General features: G+C 55.3%; 15 protein-coding genes. 6 read left to right on the plus strand and 9 right to left on the minus strand.

Annotated elements, in window-relative coordinates:
• Positions 1 to 2: 2 nt before the first annotated feature.
• Positions 3 to 1,355, minus strand: coding sequence for an MFS transporter (locus WCK51_05320; GenBank protein MEI7576293.1), 1,353 nt, complete (start codon positions 1,353 to 1,355; stop codon positions 3 to 5).
• A 68-nt stretch (positions 1,356 to 1,423) separates the two neighbouring features.
• Between WCK51_05320 and serS the strand changes: the two genes are divergently transcribed.
• Genes serS through WCK51_05335 form a run of 3 tightly spaced genes read left to right on the plus strand, consistent with a single transcriptional unit; the run spans position 1,424 to position 3,827 of the window.
• Positions 1,424 to 2,698: a serine--tRNA ligase gene (gene serS / locus WCK51_05325; GenBank protein ID MEI7576294.1), complete on the plus strand. Its 1,275-nt coding sequence runs from the start codon at positions 1,424 to 1,426 to the stop codon at positions 2,696 to 2,698.
• Entirely contained in the window at positions 2,695 to 3,189 is a 495-nt protein-coding gene (locus WCK51_05330; GenBank protein MEI7576295.1) for a methylated-DNA--[protein]-cysteine S-methyltransferase, read from the plus strand. The genes serS and WCK51_05330 overlap by 4 nt, the downstream gene beginning before the upstream one ends.
• Positions 3,150 to 3,827, plus strand: coding sequence for a class I SAM-dependent methyltransferase (locus WCK51_05335; protein ID MEI7576296.1), 678 nt, complete (start codon positions 3,150 to 3,152; stop codon positions 3,825 to 3,827). Before WCK51_05330 ends, WCK51_05335 begins: the two co-directional genes overlap by 40 nt.
• On the opposite strand, the gene WCK51_05340 is transcribed toward WCK51_05335, so the two are convergent.
• Entirely contained in the window at positions 3,757 to 4,569 is an 813-nt protein-coding gene (locus WCK51_05340; protein ID MEI7576297.1) for a hypothetical protein, read from the minus strand. The genes WCK51_05335 and WCK51_05340 overlap by 71 nt on opposite strands.
• A 50-nt stretch (positions 4,570 to 4,619) precedes the next feature.
• Here WCK51_05340 and fabZ point away from each other — a divergent pair, with 50 nt between their 5' ends.
• Genes fabZ through WCK51_05355 form a run of 3 tightly spaced genes read left to right on the plus strand, consistent with a single transcriptional unit; the run spans position 4,620 to position 6,927 of the window.
• Positions 4,620 to 5,060, plus strand: coding sequence for a 3-hydroxyacyl-ACP dehydratase FabZ (gene fabZ / locus WCK51_05345; GenBank protein ID MEI7576298.1), 441 nt, complete (start codon positions 4,620 to 4,622; stop codon positions 5,058 to 5,060).
• Positions 5,061 to 5,062: 2 nt separating this feature from the next.
• Complete coding sequence (lpxA, locus tag WCK51_05350) at positions 5,063 to 5,851, plus strand: acyl-ACP--UDP-N-acetylglucosamine O-acyltransferase (protein MEI7576299.1); 789 nt, start codon at positions 5,063 to 5,065, stop codon at positions 5,849 to 5,851.
• Positions 5,851 to 6,927 (plus strand): hypothetical protein, encoded by a 1,077-nt coding sequence (locus WCK51_05355; protein ID MEI7576300.1) that lies wholly within the window; start codon positions 5,851 to 5,853, stop codon positions 6,925 to 6,927. The genes lpxA and WCK51_05355 overlap by 1 nt, the downstream gene beginning before the upstream one ends.
• On the opposite strand, the gene argJ is transcribed toward WCK51_05355, so the two are convergent.
• From argJ to WCK51_05390, 7 genes are read right to left on the minus strand one after another with little or no spacing between them, the layout of a single operon-like run.
• Positions 6,918 to 8,102 carry a bifunctional glutamate N-acetyltransferase/amino-acid acetyltransferase ArgJ gene (gene argJ / locus WCK51_05360; GenBank protein ID MEI7576301.1) on the minus strand — a complete coding sequence of 395 codons (1,185 nt, stop codon included), beginning with the start codon at positions 8,100 to 8,102 and terminating at the stop codon, positions 6,918 to 6,920. The genes WCK51_05355 and argJ overlap by 10 nt on opposite strands.
• Positions 8,099 to 9,097: an N-acetyl-gamma-glutamyl-phosphate reductase gene (argC, locus tag WCK51_05365; GenBank protein ID MEI7576302.1), complete on the minus strand. Its 999-nt coding sequence runs from the start codon at positions 9,095 to 9,097 to the stop codon at positions 8,099 to 8,101. Before argC ends, argJ begins: the two co-directional genes overlap by 4 nt.
• A 24-nt stretch (positions 9,098 to 9,121) precedes the next feature.
• Positions 9,122 to 10,567 (minus strand): hypothetical protein, encoded by a 1,446-nt coding sequence (locus tag WCK51_05370; protein MEI7576303.1) that lies wholly within the window; start codon positions 10,565 to 10,567, stop codon positions 9,122 to 9,124.
• Positions 10,536 to 11,408, minus strand: coding sequence for a hypothetical protein (locus WCK51_05375; GenBank protein ID MEI7576304.1), 873 nt, complete (start codon positions 11,406 to 11,408; stop codon positions 10,536 to 10,538). Before WCK51_05375 ends, WCK51_05370 begins: the two co-directional genes overlap by 32 nt.
• Positions 11,405 to 14,146 (minus strand): hypothetical protein, encoded by a 2,742-nt coding sequence (locus WCK51_05380; protein ID MEI7576305.1) that lies wholly within the window; start codon positions 14,144 to 14,146, stop codon positions 11,405 to 11,407. The genes WCK51_05375 and WCK51_05380 overlap by 4 nt, the downstream gene beginning before the upstream one ends.
• Before the next feature lie 13 nt (positions 14,147 to 14,159).
• Positions 14,160 to 15,530: a carboxypeptidase-like regulatory domain-containing protein gene (locus WCK51_05385; protein MEI7576306.1), complete on the minus strand. Its 1,371-nt coding sequence runs from the start codon at positions 15,528 to 15,530 to the stop codon at positions 14,160 to 14,162.
• The gene (locus WCK51_05390; GenBank protein ID MEI7576307.1) at positions 15,508 to 18,066 is read right to left on the minus strand and encodes a hypothetical protein; all 2,559 of its coding nucleotides are present in this window, start codon (positions 18,064 to 18,066) and stop codon (positions 15,508 to 15,510) included. The genes WCK51_05385 and WCK51_05390 overlap by 23 nt, the downstream gene beginning before the upstream one ends.
• Between the last annotated feature and the right edge of the window lie 6 nt (positions 18,067 to 18,072).

Below are 18,072 nucleotides of genomic sequence, written 5' to 3' on the forward strand. Positions count from 1 at the left end.
AATTAGCGTGAAGACACTTCGTCATATCGGGGATCGCTGACCTCGGGCGGAGTTTCCACAACTGCCGAGTCCTCCTTCTGAGTGTCCGCCTTCACCGGATGCAGAATCTTTAAACTCAGTGCCCAAGCCACCCCAACGCACACCGCGCAGCCCATAAAGGGCGAGTACCGTCCAAAGCTCTCTCCCAGTCGTAACGAAACCCCCAATGGCTGCAACTTCTCGTACATCGCCGAACCGATCGGGGCGCCGATCATGGCTCCGACGCCTTGGGCGGTCATGATTGCGCCAATGTTGGTGGCGCGCCGCTCCGGGTTGAGGTCGCTGACGCTCGCCATCCATGCGGGAATCGTCAGGAGGAAGCCGAGACCAGCCGGAAGACCGGCGAGGCCGAATAGATAGGGCGATCGCAGGAAGGGAAGAAAGCCGCCGATCGCGATGAGCGACAGGCCAATCGTGCAGAGCATGAGCCCATAGTGCACCGCCCTTGCACGCCCAATCCGGTCACCAAATTTCGCGAGGGGGCCGCTCAAAACGGCCATTGCAATCGCACCGGGAAAGATCATTCCCCCAACCGCCGACTCCGACATTCCAAACTCCTCAAGAGTAAAGAGCTTAAAGATGGCAAGCGGAAAACCGATTCCCATGAACGCGACGACAGCGAGCAAAAGGTACTCAGGAATCTGTTTGATTGAATCCAAGAACTCCTTGATTCCTCCACCCGAATGCTCGGCATCTGCGATGACCGGCACGTCATTCCGGCCAGTCAAGTAGGCACCTAGAGCCGCGCCGATAAACAGGATCATCGCCAACACCAGCCCCGCTGACTTGACATTAAACACGTCATTCGCAATTCCACCCAATGGGAAAGCGAGAGCTATTCCGACCATGTAGCAAGCGTTGAGATAGCTCATCGCCTGTTGGCGTTCTTCATCCTTCACCACGGAGTTCATCTGCGAAAAAGCCGCTGGCCACAGCATCGCAACGGCGAGCCCGTCAAAGGCTCGAAGGACAACGAAGGCAAATACCTCGATCGCCGAGCCGTTTCCGTGGGGAAGTAAAATCGAAACGATGGACGTCACGATGGAGATTGAAGGTCCGGCAATAAGCAGTTTTCGAGTCCCAAACCGATCGGCAACGTGGCCCATAACCGACTTGAAAACCGCCTCAAACAGCAGGAACGAGACCATCACAAGCCCTATCACGCTCTGCCCGAATTTGCGATCGGCAACGAGGTAGATTGGCATCGTCGAGATGTTCATCGTCGCATAGCCAATCTCGGCGAACAGTGCGATGAGCAACAGGTTTTGCACCGGGCGCTTCTTCCAGCAGGCAAGATTAGGGGCGGCGATGCTCATCGTTGTGCGCTCTCTATTGTACGGTGTTGGGGTGGGAATGGGTGCAACTCAGATAAACTCTCGGTTCTATGCTCGACCGTGAACTGATTCGCAAGCACCCCGATTTGGTGCGCCAAGGCATCCTCCGCAAGAAGGGCGACGCCTCGCTCGTTGATCAGTTCCTTTCTCTTGACGCCGAGTTTCGGCGGCTTGCTACCGAAACTGGGAATGCCCAGGCAGAGTCGAACGCGATTGCGAAGTCCATCGGAATGCTGATGGGACAAAAGAAGTTTGATGAAGCCGAGGGAGCCAAGGCAAAGGCGTCAGCTTTCAAGGGTCGAGTTGCCGAGCTTGAAGCCCAGGAACGAGAAGCCGAAGCCAAGCTTCGAACCCTCGAACTCGAGTTCCCAAATATTCCCCATGAGTCTGTTCCCGAAGGAGCCGACGAGAATGATAATCCGGTTGTACGCCTCCACGGCGAGCAGGCAAAGTTCGATTTTGAACCCAAACCCCACTGGGACCTCGCCGACCAGCACAAAATGATCGACCTTGCTCGAGGCGCAAAAATTACTGGTTCAGGCTGGGTGGTCTACACCGGAATAGGTGCAAAGCTCCAGCGGGCACTGTTCAACTTCATGGTCGATTTCCAGACCGAGAAGAACGGCTACAGCGAGATTTATCCTCCGTTTGTGGTGAACCGGGAGTCACTGATTGGTACTGGCAATCTGCCCAAGTTCGAGGACGATCTCTACAAAACTCAGGACGACTTCTTCCTGATCCCCACCGCTGAAGTTCCCGTCACTAACCTCTACCGCGATGAGATTCTGGAAGCCAGTCAGCTCCCCATTCGCCACGCCGCGTTTTCCGGCTGTTTCCGTCGCGAGGCCGGAGCGGCAGGTAAGGACACGCGCGGACTCCTGCGAATTCACCAGTTCGACAAGGTCGAAATGGTCAAATTCGTCGAGCCCGCGGCGGCTTACGATGAGCTTGAGTCGATGGTCGTTGATGCCGAGTCGATTCTTCAAGCCCTTGGCTTGCACTACCGAGTCATCGAACTCTGTACAGGAGACATGGGACCGAAGGCAACGAAGATCTACGACGTCGAAGTTTGGGCACCGGGCGTTGGCAAGTACCTCGAAGTCTCCTCGGTCGGAAACTTCGGCGACTATCAGTCGCGCCGGGCCAATATTCGCTACCGCCCAGAAGCGGGTGCGAAGCCGGAGTTTGTTCATATCCTCAACGGTTCAGGTGTTGCGGTCCCTAGGTTGATGGCGGCTCTGTTGGAGACTTACCAGCAGGCTGACGGGTCCGTCGATATTCCAGAGATGCTGCGACCATATCTTGGTCGCGAGAAGATTGGATGATCTTTCGCTGTTCGGTTGATTCACCCGTCGGACGGCTTCATCTTGCCGCTAGTGATGTGGCGCTGACCGAGTTGCTATTTGAGAATCATCGAGAAGAGGTCGATGGTGCGAGCCAGTTTATTCCTGCGCCCACCGAGTCGAACGAGGTTCTTGAGATTGTGTCGACCCAACTGGCTGAGTATTTCGCGGGGGAACGCACGGAGTTTTCAGTTCAGGTTCAACCCGGTGGAACGGAGTTTCAGGTCGCGGTTTGGACAGAACTCCAGAAAATTCCGTTTGGCCAAACGATCTCGTATATCGAGCTCGCGAGGCGGATGGGTGACGAGAAAAAGACACGCGCGGTTGGCCTCGCCAACGGCAAGAACCCGATTTCGATCATCATCCCGTGCCACCGAGTAATCGGGGCAAATGGGCACCTCGTCGGCTACGGAGGAGGGATTGAAAACAAGCGATGGCTGATCGACTTCGAAGCGACCGACCGACTGTTTTGACCTCTGCCGTCCCCGAATGGATGCTCCCGGCGCCATTCGCAGAAGTGACGGTGGCCTCGGATGAAGTGGCGGAGTGGGTTCGTTCTCGCGGACGGAGGCCGGTCTTTGCGTCCGCCGAACGCAAACCATACTCGCCCTACTTGCCTACACCTTCAAAAGGCATTGACAGTCTTTCGGAGGGGCCAGGGAAATCTGTGGTTGACCTGGGCTGTGGAGCAGGTCGGGATGCGTTTTGGCTGCAACAGCACGGTTGGAAAGTTCTTGGTGTGGACCGCCTTCCGCCACAAACCGAAATCCCATTCGTCCAGTCAAATCTCCACGAATTCAGAACTGAGCAACGGTTCGATCTCGTGCTTCTCCATTACTGTTGGGATCCCGAGTATCTTAAGCTCGCAATGCGGCTTTGCGCCGAGGGCGGAAAAGTATCGATCCTCGCTCACTCAGAACTCCACTGGCGATGCTTTGGGCATCCCCGAAGCAGCAAAGTCTTCAGCGAGTCCAGCTTCATAAACACACTCTTTCCGGGACTCAGGAAGCTAAGTGTTCAAAACATCTCCGGGTTCCGAATTACCGAATCGGAGGAGTTTTGGTCCTTGGATCGCCACTCCGTCCGGGTCGTTCTGGAACGTCGTAGCTGACCTTCGGTCGCTCCATCTTCAAGTTTGGATTCAAGAATGCCAGTTTTGCAGGCGCGGTCAGTCGGGTGAAAACGAATCCAGAAATGGAAGACACCGCAACCGTCTTGTCCCCAAGTCCGTTCGTCGAGGCTTGAGAAGACCAGAAACGCATTCCTGGCTCGCCCTCAGCCGTCTTCTCCCAGCCAAGAAACACCACCGAATGTCCCGGCCCTTTCACCCAGTTGATATTGCAAAAATCCCCCGGCAGTGCGTCCTTTGGAGAGACCCGAACTCCCATCTGCGAAAAGCCGCAGAGGGCATAGAATGATCCCGGGCCATCCGCGTTCCACCAACCGTAGAGCTTCACAGTATCCTCTCGGCGTCCTCCGTTCGGTTCCTGCATCCGAACGGCTTCCAAGACATCTTCCGACAAAGTTAAACGAGAAGACTCAAGTAGCAAGTCGAGAGCGGTCATGAAGGCGGCGTATGAGGCACCCGAGCAATAGCTGGAGCATCGGGGCGGATCGAGCAAGGGGCGATCGAAAAAAGTCACTCGATAACCAATGGGCGACTCCGGTGGATCGGCCTTCACGCCAATGAAGTAGCCGCCTCCTTCTGGCTCCGTGGATTGAACAATGTCTACCGCGTGCAACACTGCGCGGTTAGGCTCCGGAACCCCGAAACCGAACTTTCGCAAGTGCGAGATGTGGTAGGTTGGCACCTCAGTCGACGGCACTCGGGGCGGCATTAACATCGGATTCATGAACATGATTGTATCGTGCGGGTACCCTCGTTGAGAAATCTGAGGCTCGTATGATCGAAATTAACGAACTGCTGTCCGTTTTGCCCCACCGATATCCAATGCTCTTGGTCGATCGGATTCTGGAGATCAATGAAGAAGGGACGTATTGCAAGGGGCTGAAGAACGTCACGATGAACGAGCCGTTCTTCCAGGGTCACTATCCCGGAAATCCGATCATGCCGGGAGTTCTCATCATCGAGTCGATGGCCCAAGTTGGCGCGGCTTGTCTGATGAAAAATCCAGGATTGGCAGGGCGAATTCCGTTAATCGGCAGTATTGAGGAAGTTAAATTCCGAAGAATGGTAAAGCCGGGCGACCAGCTCATTCATGAGATCAAGATTTTGTGGGTCAAAGGCGGCGTCGGAAAGATGGATGCTGAGGCCACGGTAGATGGAGAACTCGCGGCTAAGATGACGATGCTCTTTAAGCTAAGCCTCCCAAACAAGGAATAGATTTGCCCACCATTCACCCCCTCGCATACGTTGACCCCAAGGCCGAAGTCGCTGCTGATGTTTACGTCGGTCCCTTTTGTAATGTGGAGGCTGGGGCCTCTTTGGGCGCGGGTTGTGTATTAGAGAGTCATGTCACTGTTCACAAGTGGACTTCGATCGGGCGGAACAACCGCTTTGGGCCTGGCACGGTAATTGGTGGCGACCCCCAAGATCGTAAGTACCACGGCGAACCGACATTCTTGCAGATCGGGGATAACAACATCTTCCGGGAGTACGTGACCATCCACCGGGCGGCCGGAGAAGGACGGTTCACGACGATTGGCAACGACGTTTTTGTGATGGCATACACCCACATCGGCCACAACTGCCACATCCACGACCAGGTCACCATCACCAACTCGGCCGGGATAGCTGGCCACGTGACCATCGAGGAGAAGGCGAATATTGGCGGGATGGTTGGGATTCACCAGTTCTGCCGAGTCGGGAAGTCCTCCATGATTGGAGGATTTACCAAAGTGACCCGCGATGTTCCTCCCTTTTGCTTGGTTGAAGGCGCCGACGAAGCCGTTCGAGACATTAACGCGGTTGGCTTACGCCGGCTTGGAGTGACTCAGGATGCTCGATTGGCTCTGCACAAGGCGGTGAAGCTCCTGTTTAAGAACAAGATTGGTTTGACAAACGCGCTAGAACTCGTCCGAAACGAAGTTCCTCTGACCGAAGAAGTGAAGTACCTGATCGCCTTTGAGGAGCGCCGATTCCACGGTCGCAACGGCCGCGGCGACCAGCACTGATGCGAATTTTTATCTCGGCTGGCGAAGCTTCCGGGGATCTGTATGGAGCGGCCTTGGCCGCCCGTTTGCTTCCTTTGGGATTTGACGTTACCGGGCTAGGAGGATCCAGGATGGCGGCTTTGGGTCTGGCTCTCATTGGGGACTCTTCGCGCTGGGGATCCATCTCTGTTGTCCAGTCTGTGCGTGAAGGACTCCGAGGGATCGGTACGTATCGTCGACTAAAAGCATCCCTACAGGCTGGACCGCCGGGTGTGTTTGTCCCGATTGATTTTGGTTACATGAACCTTAGACTCTGCTGGTGGGCACGTGAAGCGGGTTGGAAGGTGCTCTATTTCATTCCGCCGGGGTCGTGGAGGCGGGATCGCCAGGGTGCCGATATTCCTCGGCTCGCGCATGAAGTGGTCACGAACTTCCCTTGGTCGGCGGAGTTGCTGTCAAAAATGGGAGCATCGTCCCATTTTTATGGACATCCTCTGTTAGAAATTCACTCAGAAGTGTTGAGATCTGATTTGCCACGCGCTGGGCTGGCGGTGTTACCCGGATCGCGAAGGTCGGAGTTAGAGCAACTTCTGCCGATTCTGTCCGTCGCGCTGTCGGACTATCCTGGCACGATTACACTTCCCGTTCCGCCTCGGCACATGGAGCTGGTTCGACGACTCTGGGCCCGCGGGTCGGATCAGATTATTGATGGCTCGAAAGATGGAGCTGTCATGGGAACCCTCAAAAGTGCCGAGCGAGCGGTTGTCTGCTCAGGTACCGCCACGCTGGAAGCTGCCCTTGCCAAAACGCCGATGGTGGTCGTTTATCGAGTTTCTAAAACCGTGGAGATCGAGACGAAACTGATTGGGTTCAAACGGCCAAAGTTCGTTAGCCAGCCGAACATCCTTTTGGAAAGGGAAGTAGTTCCGGAATTGATTCAAGAGGGGCTCACGATAGCCACCTTGCGTAACACCCTCGGAAATCTCGATGTAGGACGCCAACTCCAAGGCTTTGATGAAATCGAATCCCTCCTGTCGCCATCGACCTGCCTCACCCAAACCGTCGAGCTTATTCAAAAGCTCGCAGCTCAGGTGTGATACTCGGCGTTGATTCGAACGTATCCGTACCCAAAATCGCAGGTGTAAATGGTCGCGGCTGCCCCTTCGCCCAGACGTAAATCGATGATGACATGATCGGCTTTCAGTGCGGTCGAAACCTTGGCTGGATCGAATTTCGTTGGTTCGCCTTTCTCGAACAACAAGTGGCGTTCGTCTCCGATTTCAAAGTGCAAGACTGCTTTGCTGACGTCAAGAGGAACTCCACTCTTTCCGGTCGCCATAATCACGCGACCCCAGTTGGGATCGCATCCAAACATCGCAGTTTTGACAAGCGGCGAATCGGCAATAGATCGAGCAACTTGGGTGGGATTCTCAGTTCCCGTGACCCGAACTTCGATCAGCTTTGTTGCTCCTTCACCATCTTTTGCGACTTGCTTGGCGAGCTCGGTACAAACACGAGAGATGATTTCAACTGCTTCCGTTTCGCTGGGTTGGATGCCCGAGAGACCACTGGCGATGAGGATCACCATGTCGTTGGTGGAGGTATCCGAATCGACCGTCATGCAGTTGAAACTGACTCTATTCGCCTGAATGAGGATCGACTTGATATCGAGGTGGGATAGATCGAGGTCAGTGACCAGATAGCCGAGCATCGTCGCCATGTTCGGCGAGATCATTCCGCTACCTTTGCAAACCCCGTAGACAGATGCGTCTCCGTTAAGTTCCACTGGATTCTTTGGAGTTGAAAGAACGTTGGACCCCCAAGCGGCAGCGGCCCACTTTTCGACGAGGTCAGTCGTAAGAATGGCTTCGATGAAAGGCTTTGGGTCCCTGGAAAGCTTTTGGGCAGCATCGTGGATCCCCTTCTCGACCTTTTTCATGTCGAGCTGGTGACCAATGACCCCGGTGGATGCGACCGCAATTGCTCCATCGATGCCAACGGATTCTGCGACAAGCTGAGCCATGCGAGCGGTGTCCTTCGCGCCTTGCTCGCCCGTGGCGCAGTTTGCGTTTCCGCTGTTGACAACCAAGCCGCGCAGCGCTCCTTCGGCGAGAGCCGTCCTTGAGAAATCGACGCACGATGCCCGAAACTGGTTCGTCGTGAATACTCCGGCAGCCGGATAGTCCGCATCGCAAATGATGAGGCCCATGTCGTTCCGGCGGTTCTTGAGTCCGCATCGAACGCCGGCAAAACGGAAACCCTTTGGGATCAAGGCCAAACTCCGTGGATGGGGAGTCCGGCGGTTTCGTCGAAACCAAACATGATGTTCATATTTTGAATCGCCTGGCCAGCGGCGCCTTTGACCAGGTTATCGATGACCGAAGTGGTCACAAGGTAGTTCGTGTGTTCGTCGATCGTTGCGAAGATATCGCACCGGTTGGACCCAATGACCTGCTTGGTTTCGGGCAGGGCACCAACAACTCGGACGAAGGGAGAGCCTGCATACGTGTCCCGAAGCACCTGCATCGGATCGCAGGTTGCGGCGAGTGGGATGTGGCATGTCACTTCCATGCCGCGTGGTGTGGGAATCAGGTGCGGCGTAAATCGAACTGGAACGCCAAGGGTCTGCTCGATCTCTGGCACATGACGATGTCCGGTCACTGCGTAAGGGGCAAAAGAGCCCTCACGTTCGCTAAACAAGTAAGCCGTCTCCGCCTTGCTCCGCCCGGCTCCCGAGACGCCTGATTTGGCGTCGACAACCGGAGTCCCTGCGATCAATCCGGCGCGATAGAACGGGGCAAGGGCAAGGCAGGTCGCCGTTGGGTAGCACCCCGGATTCGCCACCAAAGCCGCACTCGTTAGGCTCACACGCTCCGCGAGTTCGGACAACCCGTAAGTGACTGAAAAGTCGAAAGGCGCCCGAGGCATCTTGTAGTGCTTCTCGTAAGCGGCTTGATCCAGAAGGCGATAGTCGGCGGAAAGGTCAACCACTCTCAGCTCGCGCTGCACCAGTGTCGGGGCAACCTTTGCCGCGAAGCCGCTCTCTTGAGCGAGAAAAACAACGTCCGCCTTAACGGTTTCCGCATCAAACGAAGAGAGCACTAAGTCAGTACAAAGCCACGGGCAATGCTTGTCAAGTCGATCCCCACCGGCTCGACCGGAGGTTGCGGCGACGATTTCGACCGCAGGATGCGAGGACAGCAGGCGCACAAGCTCGGCTCCGGTGTAACCCGTAGCTCCGACAATAGCGACCCGTAACTGACTCATAAGGGAACGGGAATCGTACCCGTTTTAGGTTCCCCGATTCCCAATCGGCCCCGCTAGGCCACCACCACCGCCACCGCCGCCAGATTTGGCCGGGGGAATGTCGTCATCATCGGTCGTCGTGAGTTTGCCGTTACCCGTCTTGAACTCGAATTCGTCAACTCCCTCTTTGGTCACGATCGTCCCGGAGACACCGTACATCTCGTCGTCGAGAGAGTTCTTCATGATGACGTCCCTCTTGCCCGGCGCGCTGTCTAGCTTGAGGATTTCCTTCTCGTCGTCGTAGAAAGCTGAGTGCGCCCAGACGTAGCGCCACTCGCCTCCCGGAAGTTCCTGGCGAGCCTGGGGATTTCCGTTGATCTTCGCTCGACGTTCGCCCTTTTTGTACCAATACTCGATCTTTTCGGCAGTGATCGTAAGCGGATAGTCGCGAAGGTTTGAGCCGCTCCGGATCGTGTCTTCGCGCTTTTTCTGCGCCTCCGTATCCTTAGGCGCTGGTGGGCGATTCTTCGAGATCGAATCAGGGATTGCAGGCAACATTGGAGGAAGTGTGCCTTCGACGAGCTTATCGTTTTCCTGGGATTTTGGCTTCACTAGCATCGTGACACGTCCGGTGACCATCGCACGTTTTTCCTTGCGATAGACCACCACTTTGTCGGCGATCATGTTTGCCTTCTTGCCAAAGTATTTGACTTCGCCAGTGGCGGTCAGGATGTCCGTTTTGACTTCTCGTTTGATGTTTTTGGCGATGATGATGACCTCGCCGTCGGTTGCGCGAGCGTCGGTGAATACGTCAAATCCATCCTTTCGCCCGTAGGATTCATACTTGAACTCCCAGGATTTCTTGGTGTCTCCTGCCGGGAGTTCTGCTTGAGGAAGGTTGGCTAGGACGCCCTTCCATTCTCCTGCCCCGGTGCTGTACTCCTCCTTGTCCATGTTGTACAGGAAGTTTGCGACCTTGAGGTCGCCGCCATACAGCTTTCCAGAAACCGGACGGGGAACTCTGAGAGTCTTGTTCGCCTCGTCGTAATTCAGCTCCTGTGAGGCGAGGTCGAACTTGGCTCCTTTGAGCTGAACTTTGCCGTCCAACACGAGTTGCTTGGCGTAGCCGTTCCAGTTTCCGCGCTCCGCGCTGAATTCGTAGAGAGCTTTCTTCCAGGTGAGCTGTCCCTTCGAAACTCCAACAAAGTCGTACATCTGCCGATTCTGGGCAATGCTCATCTCTTTGACGAAACACTTTGCGGCAGGCTGATTGGGCTCGACGCGGGTGAAGTCGGTCTCCTTCATAAAGACGGCCACGTTGGAAGGAAGTTCGTTCTTGATCGGTGTCTTATACGGAGCAAGTGCGTCGACGTTGAGGATTTGACGGGTGCCATTGTATACGCCAAACCCTGCTCCTCCCAGCAAAGCGAGGAAAAGCAGACTTCGGAGGGCTTTCCGGTTAGTTGAGGGTTGCGTCGGCACGGATGACATCAGAGCTACTACTAAGTGTGACGTTCTGAGCAGGCGCGGTGAGCGCACCATTTTGAAATTCAATGCGATAAGTGGCCGCATCAACCCAGAATTGGTAACGAGCATCTGTCCCAACCGTGAAACGCCGCACAACGGTTCCTCCCGAGTTCTTCAGGGTGACGATCGTTCCGTTCGCAGACCCGCTCGGGGTGATGATGCCCCAGATATTGAACGGCAATCCCGGAGGGGTGTCGCTGTCCAGCGGTGTCATCAGGATTTCGCCGACGTCAACGACCCCTGAAATCGCAAGATTCCCATTCGGAGTGAACTCGTTGCTGAAGAAGTTGTTCGCCGCAACTTGACCGACGAGCCCGAGGAAACTCGCCGTGTTTGTATTCGAGTAAGCGACGTTCGGGATGCTAAACGTTCCGTTGCTTGCCGACGTACCGGATTGGCCCGCAAAGGCGATCTTTGCTCCGGCAATCACTCCGCTTGTGGCAGCGTTTCGGATCGTGCCGCGAAGCGTCACCTTCTGCGGCCCAACCCAGAGGTCGCCGACGTCGCTAACCTTCTGAGTTTGAGCAGGGAACACGAAGTCAAATATGGGGTAGCCGAGCGACGATGGCGCAAGGACAGTCACTCCGGTGGCTCCACTCGGAGCGGCTACCGTAAATGAGCCGTCAGCTACAGCGGTATTGGCGTTTGCCGCAGATGTCTGTACGGATGCCGGGCTGCTAAACGGTGCTCCTGTGTCGACATTGAGAACGCGTCCAGTTAAGGTGATGTTTGAAGCTGGGGGCCCTCCTCCACCGCACGCTATGAGCGTCAAGAGGAGTAAAAGAGCGAAGAAGCGACCGATCATCGCACACCTCGCACTGTGACATCAAAGCTTGCGGTGGTTCCCGTGGCCACAAACGCCATAGTGAGCCGGGTCGCCCCAGTAGTCGCGGATGCTCCCGACGAGACGTTCCGGGCGGTGACCTGAGTCCAACGACCCTGAACTTGGTCAATCACGAAGGTGTACGTTTTGCCTTTTACGAGCCCGTCCATGCTCATGCGGTAGGTAGCAGAAGCCGAGTAAGGGAGGTATTCGAGATATCGTTTATCATTTGCGGGCGAGAGGGCGGAAATCTGCATCCCTCCAATTGCGGGCGGAAGGTTGCTGTCCCACCGCGCATCGAATCCTGTTGTGGCCGCAGCCGACATTCCGAAGAAAACCGCACTTTGCTCTGCTTTACCGAACAACGACGCTCGGAAGGTGCTGGATTGCACAGCCGCTCGGGGAGCTCTAGAGCCACGAGACCCGCTGGCTTGTGATCCGAAGAGCATCACCGCACCTTCCGGAGCCAGGCACCGAACAAAGTAGCCGATGCCTGGAGCAAACTGAGTCGCGGCGGCGAACGATCCCCCTTCGGGCAAGCCAGTGACTCCGTCGGACGCTCCGGGAACAAATTGGAATGCGATCTTGCCCAATATTGGAGCCGAGGAATCCTCAGGATCATTTCCGCTTGCGGCGATGTACGAGAGTGGGAATCCAGTTGTACGAACGACCTGGACACTACTGAAAGCGCAGGCTGAACCGAGCGGGTTTGCGATCAGGTTCCATCCTGGTCTCAACGCCACCCCGAGGGAGTCACCAACTTCGACCCGAGCGGCTATGTTCGGATTTTGAAGTGTGCCCGTTCGGACGAAGTATCCCTGTCCTCCAGCAACCAGGCCGGTGACCGGGTACAGATCGTACTTTGCTTTCGATGGATTGTAACGCGCTCCGAGAAACGCCGTCGAGCCTAGGGAGTCGGCAAGATCTGACATCAAAGGATCGCCGGAGAGCCCGACCATCACGAGGCCACCAGGGAGTCCGTTCGGGAATCCGATTGCGGAAACGGGAGCCGCACCGAGGGTCACTCCGAGAGCTCCGATCGACTTGTTCACTTTTCTGGTGAGAATCGTCGTTGGAGTTCCACCGGCATCTTTTCGAACGACGGTGATCGTCACTTGACGGGCAGCTCGAAAGTTTGCCGTCCCGATCTGGCGCCCAAACGCAAACCTGCTGACCGGAATGTCGTTCACGGATTCAGAACCGTAAGAAATGTTGACGAACAGGTTCGTTCCAACCGGTTGACCGACGCCTACGATAGTGCCGTAGAAATCGGAAACTGAAGTCGTCGGCGTGGCAATGGCACCAGCCGGTACATAGAGCCGGGTCAGCTTGTCCTGTACTGGAATGTCGATTGCGACCCGGTACGCATTGCCTGCATTCTCGTTGGCAAAGTTGGGAGCAACGCTTCCGTAAGAACCAGCGATGTCAAGCCGCTCGCTCTGAGCGCTGGCTAGAATGCGGTTGTAATCTTTGTCCCAAAACAGCGGATAGCTCGTTCCGGAGAGCAGGGTTTCGTTGCCGTTGGCCGCGGTCTCGAACCACGCAGTCTCGATTCCGAAGACTCCGAAGTCGGTTCCGGCAAGCCCGTCGGTGATCGCAAAAATAGTCGTGTGGAGCTTGGTGCCTTGTGTCAGCTTGGTTTGCAACACGCCTTGCTCTCGCATCCAAGATGCAAAAGGAGTCCCCTCGATGGTTCCTCCTGGTGAGATTGATTCCAGGGTGCTGACGGCAAGATTCTGAAGGTTCACCGCATTTGTCGCGGCCGAAGGATTTGCCTTGATCGCGAAGTTCAGGTCTTTTGCAAAGGTCGGGTACTCAAGAAGCACCTTCGCCCAAGTCGAACCCGCCATACGGTACCGGGTTAAAAATAGCCCACCAAGATTTCCGCCTGTTATGGGTGCCGAAAGGAGGTTGTTGGCGATGAACTGAGGTCCACCCAACGACTTCTGGTTGAGCCAATCATAATCCGCTCCAACATCGTAGCTGTTGGCAAGCACGTCGACAACCGTTGCCTGATCCAAGGTTGGAACTGCGGCTGGAAGACGGCAGATTCGCATCGTCGTCGCTCGGACAAGTCCTTCGAGATAGGCATCAAAACCGTATGCTGGATCCGGAAGATACGCTAGCAAGAGGCAGTGGATTAGGGCGACCGCCGCCACATCTCGGCTGGTGTTGAGCGGTAGCCGAATCTCGCGTCCTCCGGAGCCGTTGTTGGGCAGGTAGTAACCTCCAACGATCGCTTGACGGTCCCCGATTGTCGCGTCGAAGTTGACGACGTTAACGGTGCCGCTGATCGCAGCGGTTCCGAACATGGAATCCATCGTTGCCTTAGCGTTGTTGTAGACCGTCTGCATAAAGGCTGTGCGCCCGGAATCGATCGAGTTGAAGGTCGGATCAATGATAAGGGTGAGTCCATCAAGGACTCCTCGAGATTGCCCGCCCGTCGGCAACGGACGGCCATTCTGCATGATTCGCAGCACCGCCGGAACGATGTAGGGCTGCTTGTTTGACTTGAATGCTTTCGCCCTTGCCGCTCGGTTTTGTGCCGTTAGCTCTGCATATTTCTGAACGTACTTGCCAAACATCGCGTCAGCCTGAGTGATCAGGGGTTCACGAGTAGTTGAGGCAAGATCGAGCTTCAGAAGGCTGGATTGCGAAAAAGCACTCGCCGCCCCAAGAAGGGCGGCGAGTACGGCAACGATCGGGCGCACTGCTTTCATGAGATTTGCTAGGTTACGGAGCTACAAACGATCCGACCGCGCTGAGAGTTCGGGCAGAATCGTTCGAGTTGGCTCCCATGACGATGTAGTAGTAGCGCTGTCCGGAAGACAGCGGAGTAAGGTTGTAGGTCCAAGACGTTCCGGTCGCGGGAGTGTTGAAGTTATTGGCGTACGACGTCACCCGGACTCCTGGGTATTCCGAGAAGACGTAGACCGTGTAGTTTGACGCACCGTTGACGGCTTGCCAGTTGAAGTTCACCTGTCCGCCACCGGTGCTCACGTTGTTCACGTACATGTCTGCCAGGGGAGTGACCGAAACCGTAGCGCTAAAATCGCCTTTCGAGTTATCGGTGTTTGGGTAGTTCGAGTTTCCACCCGCCACGGCATAGGTGTAGGCAAGGTTTTCTCGAAGCTCGGAGTCGCTGTCGAGATAGCTCTCCGACAGCGGATCCCGAAGGAAGTCAATTCCCGACCAGTCTCCGCTACCCCGTTTTCGCCAAACTTCGTAGCCAAGGATGTTAAGCGAGTCGAACTTATCCCAGAACAGTTGGACTTCGACGGCATTGCCGTTAGCAGTTACTCGGGTTGGTGAAGGTTTGTAGCGAGCATCGATGAACTTTTTGATGTTGGCTTGAGCCGCCGCCGCAACTCGGTCGCGTGAGACTTCACTCGGAGACGTCCACGCAACGGCCGAGAGGTTGGTTGGAGCGGGTATGACGCCATCGCTGGAGTTCTGTAACGTGAAGTTCTGAACCAGTGCAACCCCGGCGGTGGGAACCCGAGCGACATCCGTTGACCGGAAGCCCGAGAAGCTCGCCATGACCTGGTAGCTCACCCCGCTTTGAAGGCCGTTGAGATAGTAGTTGCCGTTGGAGTCGGTGATCGTCTGGACTGTCGCGAATTGAGATCCGCTGGTTGGCTTAGCGGTGATCCTAGCACCTTGGACGCGCACGCCGCGAGTTGACTCCGAAACTCCGCCTTGGATGGCGGCGACTTGGCTGATCGGCATGACAACGACGTTCATGCTTTGCGAATTCTCGTTGGCGTACACCTGCGCAAAGTTTTCGCCATAAAAGGTCGTTGAATTCTTGACGATTGTTGCCCTGACGTTGACGTTGTCAGCAACGACTCCGGTCAGCGAGAACGACCCCGAAGAGTTGGAAACCGTCTCTCGAATCGGCGAGTTATCGACATAGACCCGGGCACCTCGGACGGGGTTACCATCTGTATCGAGGACGAGGCCGGATATGCTGCCGGTTTGGGTTGTTCCGCCGCCGCACGCAATCAGCGTGAGGGCAAGAATTCCAAATGCAATCTGCGAAGATTTCATGTTGTTGATACGTTTGACGACAAGAATCACTTCATCGCCGAGATGAAAAATCAAATGTGAGTTCCAAGCTCAGTCCGTTTGACCTAAATGCTCCCGCCGTGTCGTTCGGATCAAGGTTCACAAGGTCTCTAAAAGTATAGCGACCAGTCAAGGCAATTCCACTGATTAGCTGATAAGAATATCCGGCGTTGAGGCTGATATCGTCTTGGGGAAAGAACCCTCGAGTGTTGCTCAGTATCGCGTTGAGAAACAATCGTTGACGATCGTTGATCCGGTATCCCGCGCCAAAGGAGCCATTGAGGCTGCTCTGGGCAAAACTTCCTCCGCTCGAATCAGTGAGGTTGTAACCAAGATTGAACGACCAAAATCGACCGGGCGATGTATTGTAGTTGAAATCAATCGAGCTTGAACTTGACGTCGGCGTGCTTCCGCTGAGGAAGCTCGTGTTCGACCTGGACCAATCTAAGTTAAAATTTGAGACGTCATTGGGTCGCCACGACATCCCCAAAACCAGGGTCTTCAAATCCGCGTTGCTGGTGCTCAATCCTTCACTGTTCTGTTGGATGAGGCCAAAGTTGAGCAGCATGTTTTCTTTCACTTGGTGCGACCCCGTTAAAGAGAACCGGCGACTGCGCAGTTGCCCCGTGCTTACCGTGTCAGTGCCGGTCGAGAAGCCATTGTTTCCGAATCCGAACCCGTTGCCGTTGGTTAGGCCCAGCGAGGCGAGAGTGCCGGAATCGCTCAGAGCGTATACCAGGGAGCCGCTCCATGGTCCAGTGTCTAAGAGATTCGCCCCGAACGAGTAGTCGTATCCCAACGAACTCTCATCTTCAGTCTTTATTGCACTTTGGCTCGCGCTTGCGGTGAGCCTCAGTTTAGAGCTGGCATCGTATCCGACAGTTGTGCGAAACGTGTTGACCCCGAAATCTTGGAGCTTGTTGCTGATTCGGCTGCGTCCGTCCTGCTTTTCGACTTCGGCAGTGACGTTGAGCTTTTTGTAGCGGTACTCATCGCCGAAGCCTAGAGTGCGGAGAATGTTGCTCTCTGTGGCTTCGCTGCTAGTTCGTGCATAGCGGAGTGACTGTCGGTGATTTACGTTTCGCTTTCGGTTGTTCGGGTCGCTGTACTCAAGTTCGATGCGATCGTCGACAACCCGAGTCGAGCCTCTTGGTGCGCCAGTCGAGTTGTCAAAGGTTGTGACCGAAGTGTTGTATGTTCCAACCCTGCTCGTGAGTCCCTTCGTGAAATAGTCAAGTCCATACTGAACGCGATCCTCGTTGCGATTAAAGCCCGTTTGTTCGATGGACGAGAAACCTGGTTCAATTTTTTTGACCTGAGCGGTGAAGGCACCCTTGCCTTCGTCGATTTTGAGGTCGTAGCCGGTTGCGATTCCGCTGTTGGGATTGAGTCCTCTCACCAGACCAGACGCCTGGGAAAACTTGATGTAGGTTGTCTTCGATCCAGGTGCAAAGACCGTGTAGTCGAGGCCGGTTACCTGCCTATCGCCGCTAGCAGTCTGAATCACTTTCGGACGGTAGGAGAAAATGATTTCTTGGGTCGTCGGAATCGCAATCCTCGAGATGATCAGGATTGGAAGTCGGGGATCCAAGTAGAAGTCAGAGATGCCGTCATCAAGAACCGAGAAGGTTCTCGGTATTCCGTTGACGGTGATTCTGATCGTCGCCTTCTCAGGCTCGAACTGCAGGTAATACTGGTCGCCAGGCCGGCCGAAGCCAAATGACTTTTCCTCGCGAATTGAGTTCGAGTTCGAGTCGCCCGTGAGCTGCTCGACGCTAGTGAATCCCAAACGCCCTGCCCAACCCAGGTCATAGGTAAACCCCGTACCTCGAATCGAACCTCTCTGTCCGCCAAAGTCAAAACTCTCGTAGCTCGCGTTGATCGTGCTGGTGGGAGCAATAACTTTGTTTAAGAAGGTGATCGTGCCAAGCTGGTTATCCGCAACATAGTCTTGGCCGACCACTTGGGGCTTGCCATCAACCTGGACTTGCAGGGAATCACTAATGATTCTTCCGGTTTGTAGATAGAACGGTCCGCTGGTGTTGTTTCCTTCGACGGTGATGGTCCGGGCCGCTCCTCGGGCGTCGGAACTGATGAAGCGTCCGTCAAATCGGCCTTTCTTGAATCCACCGGAGAACCCATCGAGCGAACGGTTAAAGCTAACAAACTGGTTGCCTCCCGTCAAGCTAGCCCTAATGGTTCCGTAGTTTAGGTCCAGCCCACCTCGCTTATAGTTTAGAAGCGTTCGTTGCTGTTCAGGGTCGCTGAAGCGGTTGTCGGTGAATTGCGCATCAAAGCTGACGAAGTCGAACAGTTTGTCGGCACGAACGGTGATGTTCCCCGTGTCCGAAAAGGTCTGTAATCCCGTGCCAAAGTTTGTGAGAGCATTAAAGCTCTCGGCGTCACCTTCAAACCGAAACTGGTGAAATCCTAGAGTTCGTTGTCCGGACCATTGAAGTCGGTTCAGCACGTTCTTTTGGAACCAGCTTTGCTGGCCCAGACTCATTTCCTGCTGCTGGGCAGAAGCAAGCGCGCAGGTTGTCCCGAGCGCCATAACGGCGAATCGCTTCATGAGGGT

The sequence above is a fragment of the Armatimonadota bacterium genome (assembly GCA_037138755.1).
Taxonomy (GTDB): Bacteria; Armatimonadota; Fimbriimonadia; order Fimbriimonadales; family Fimbriimonadaceae; genus Fimbriimonas.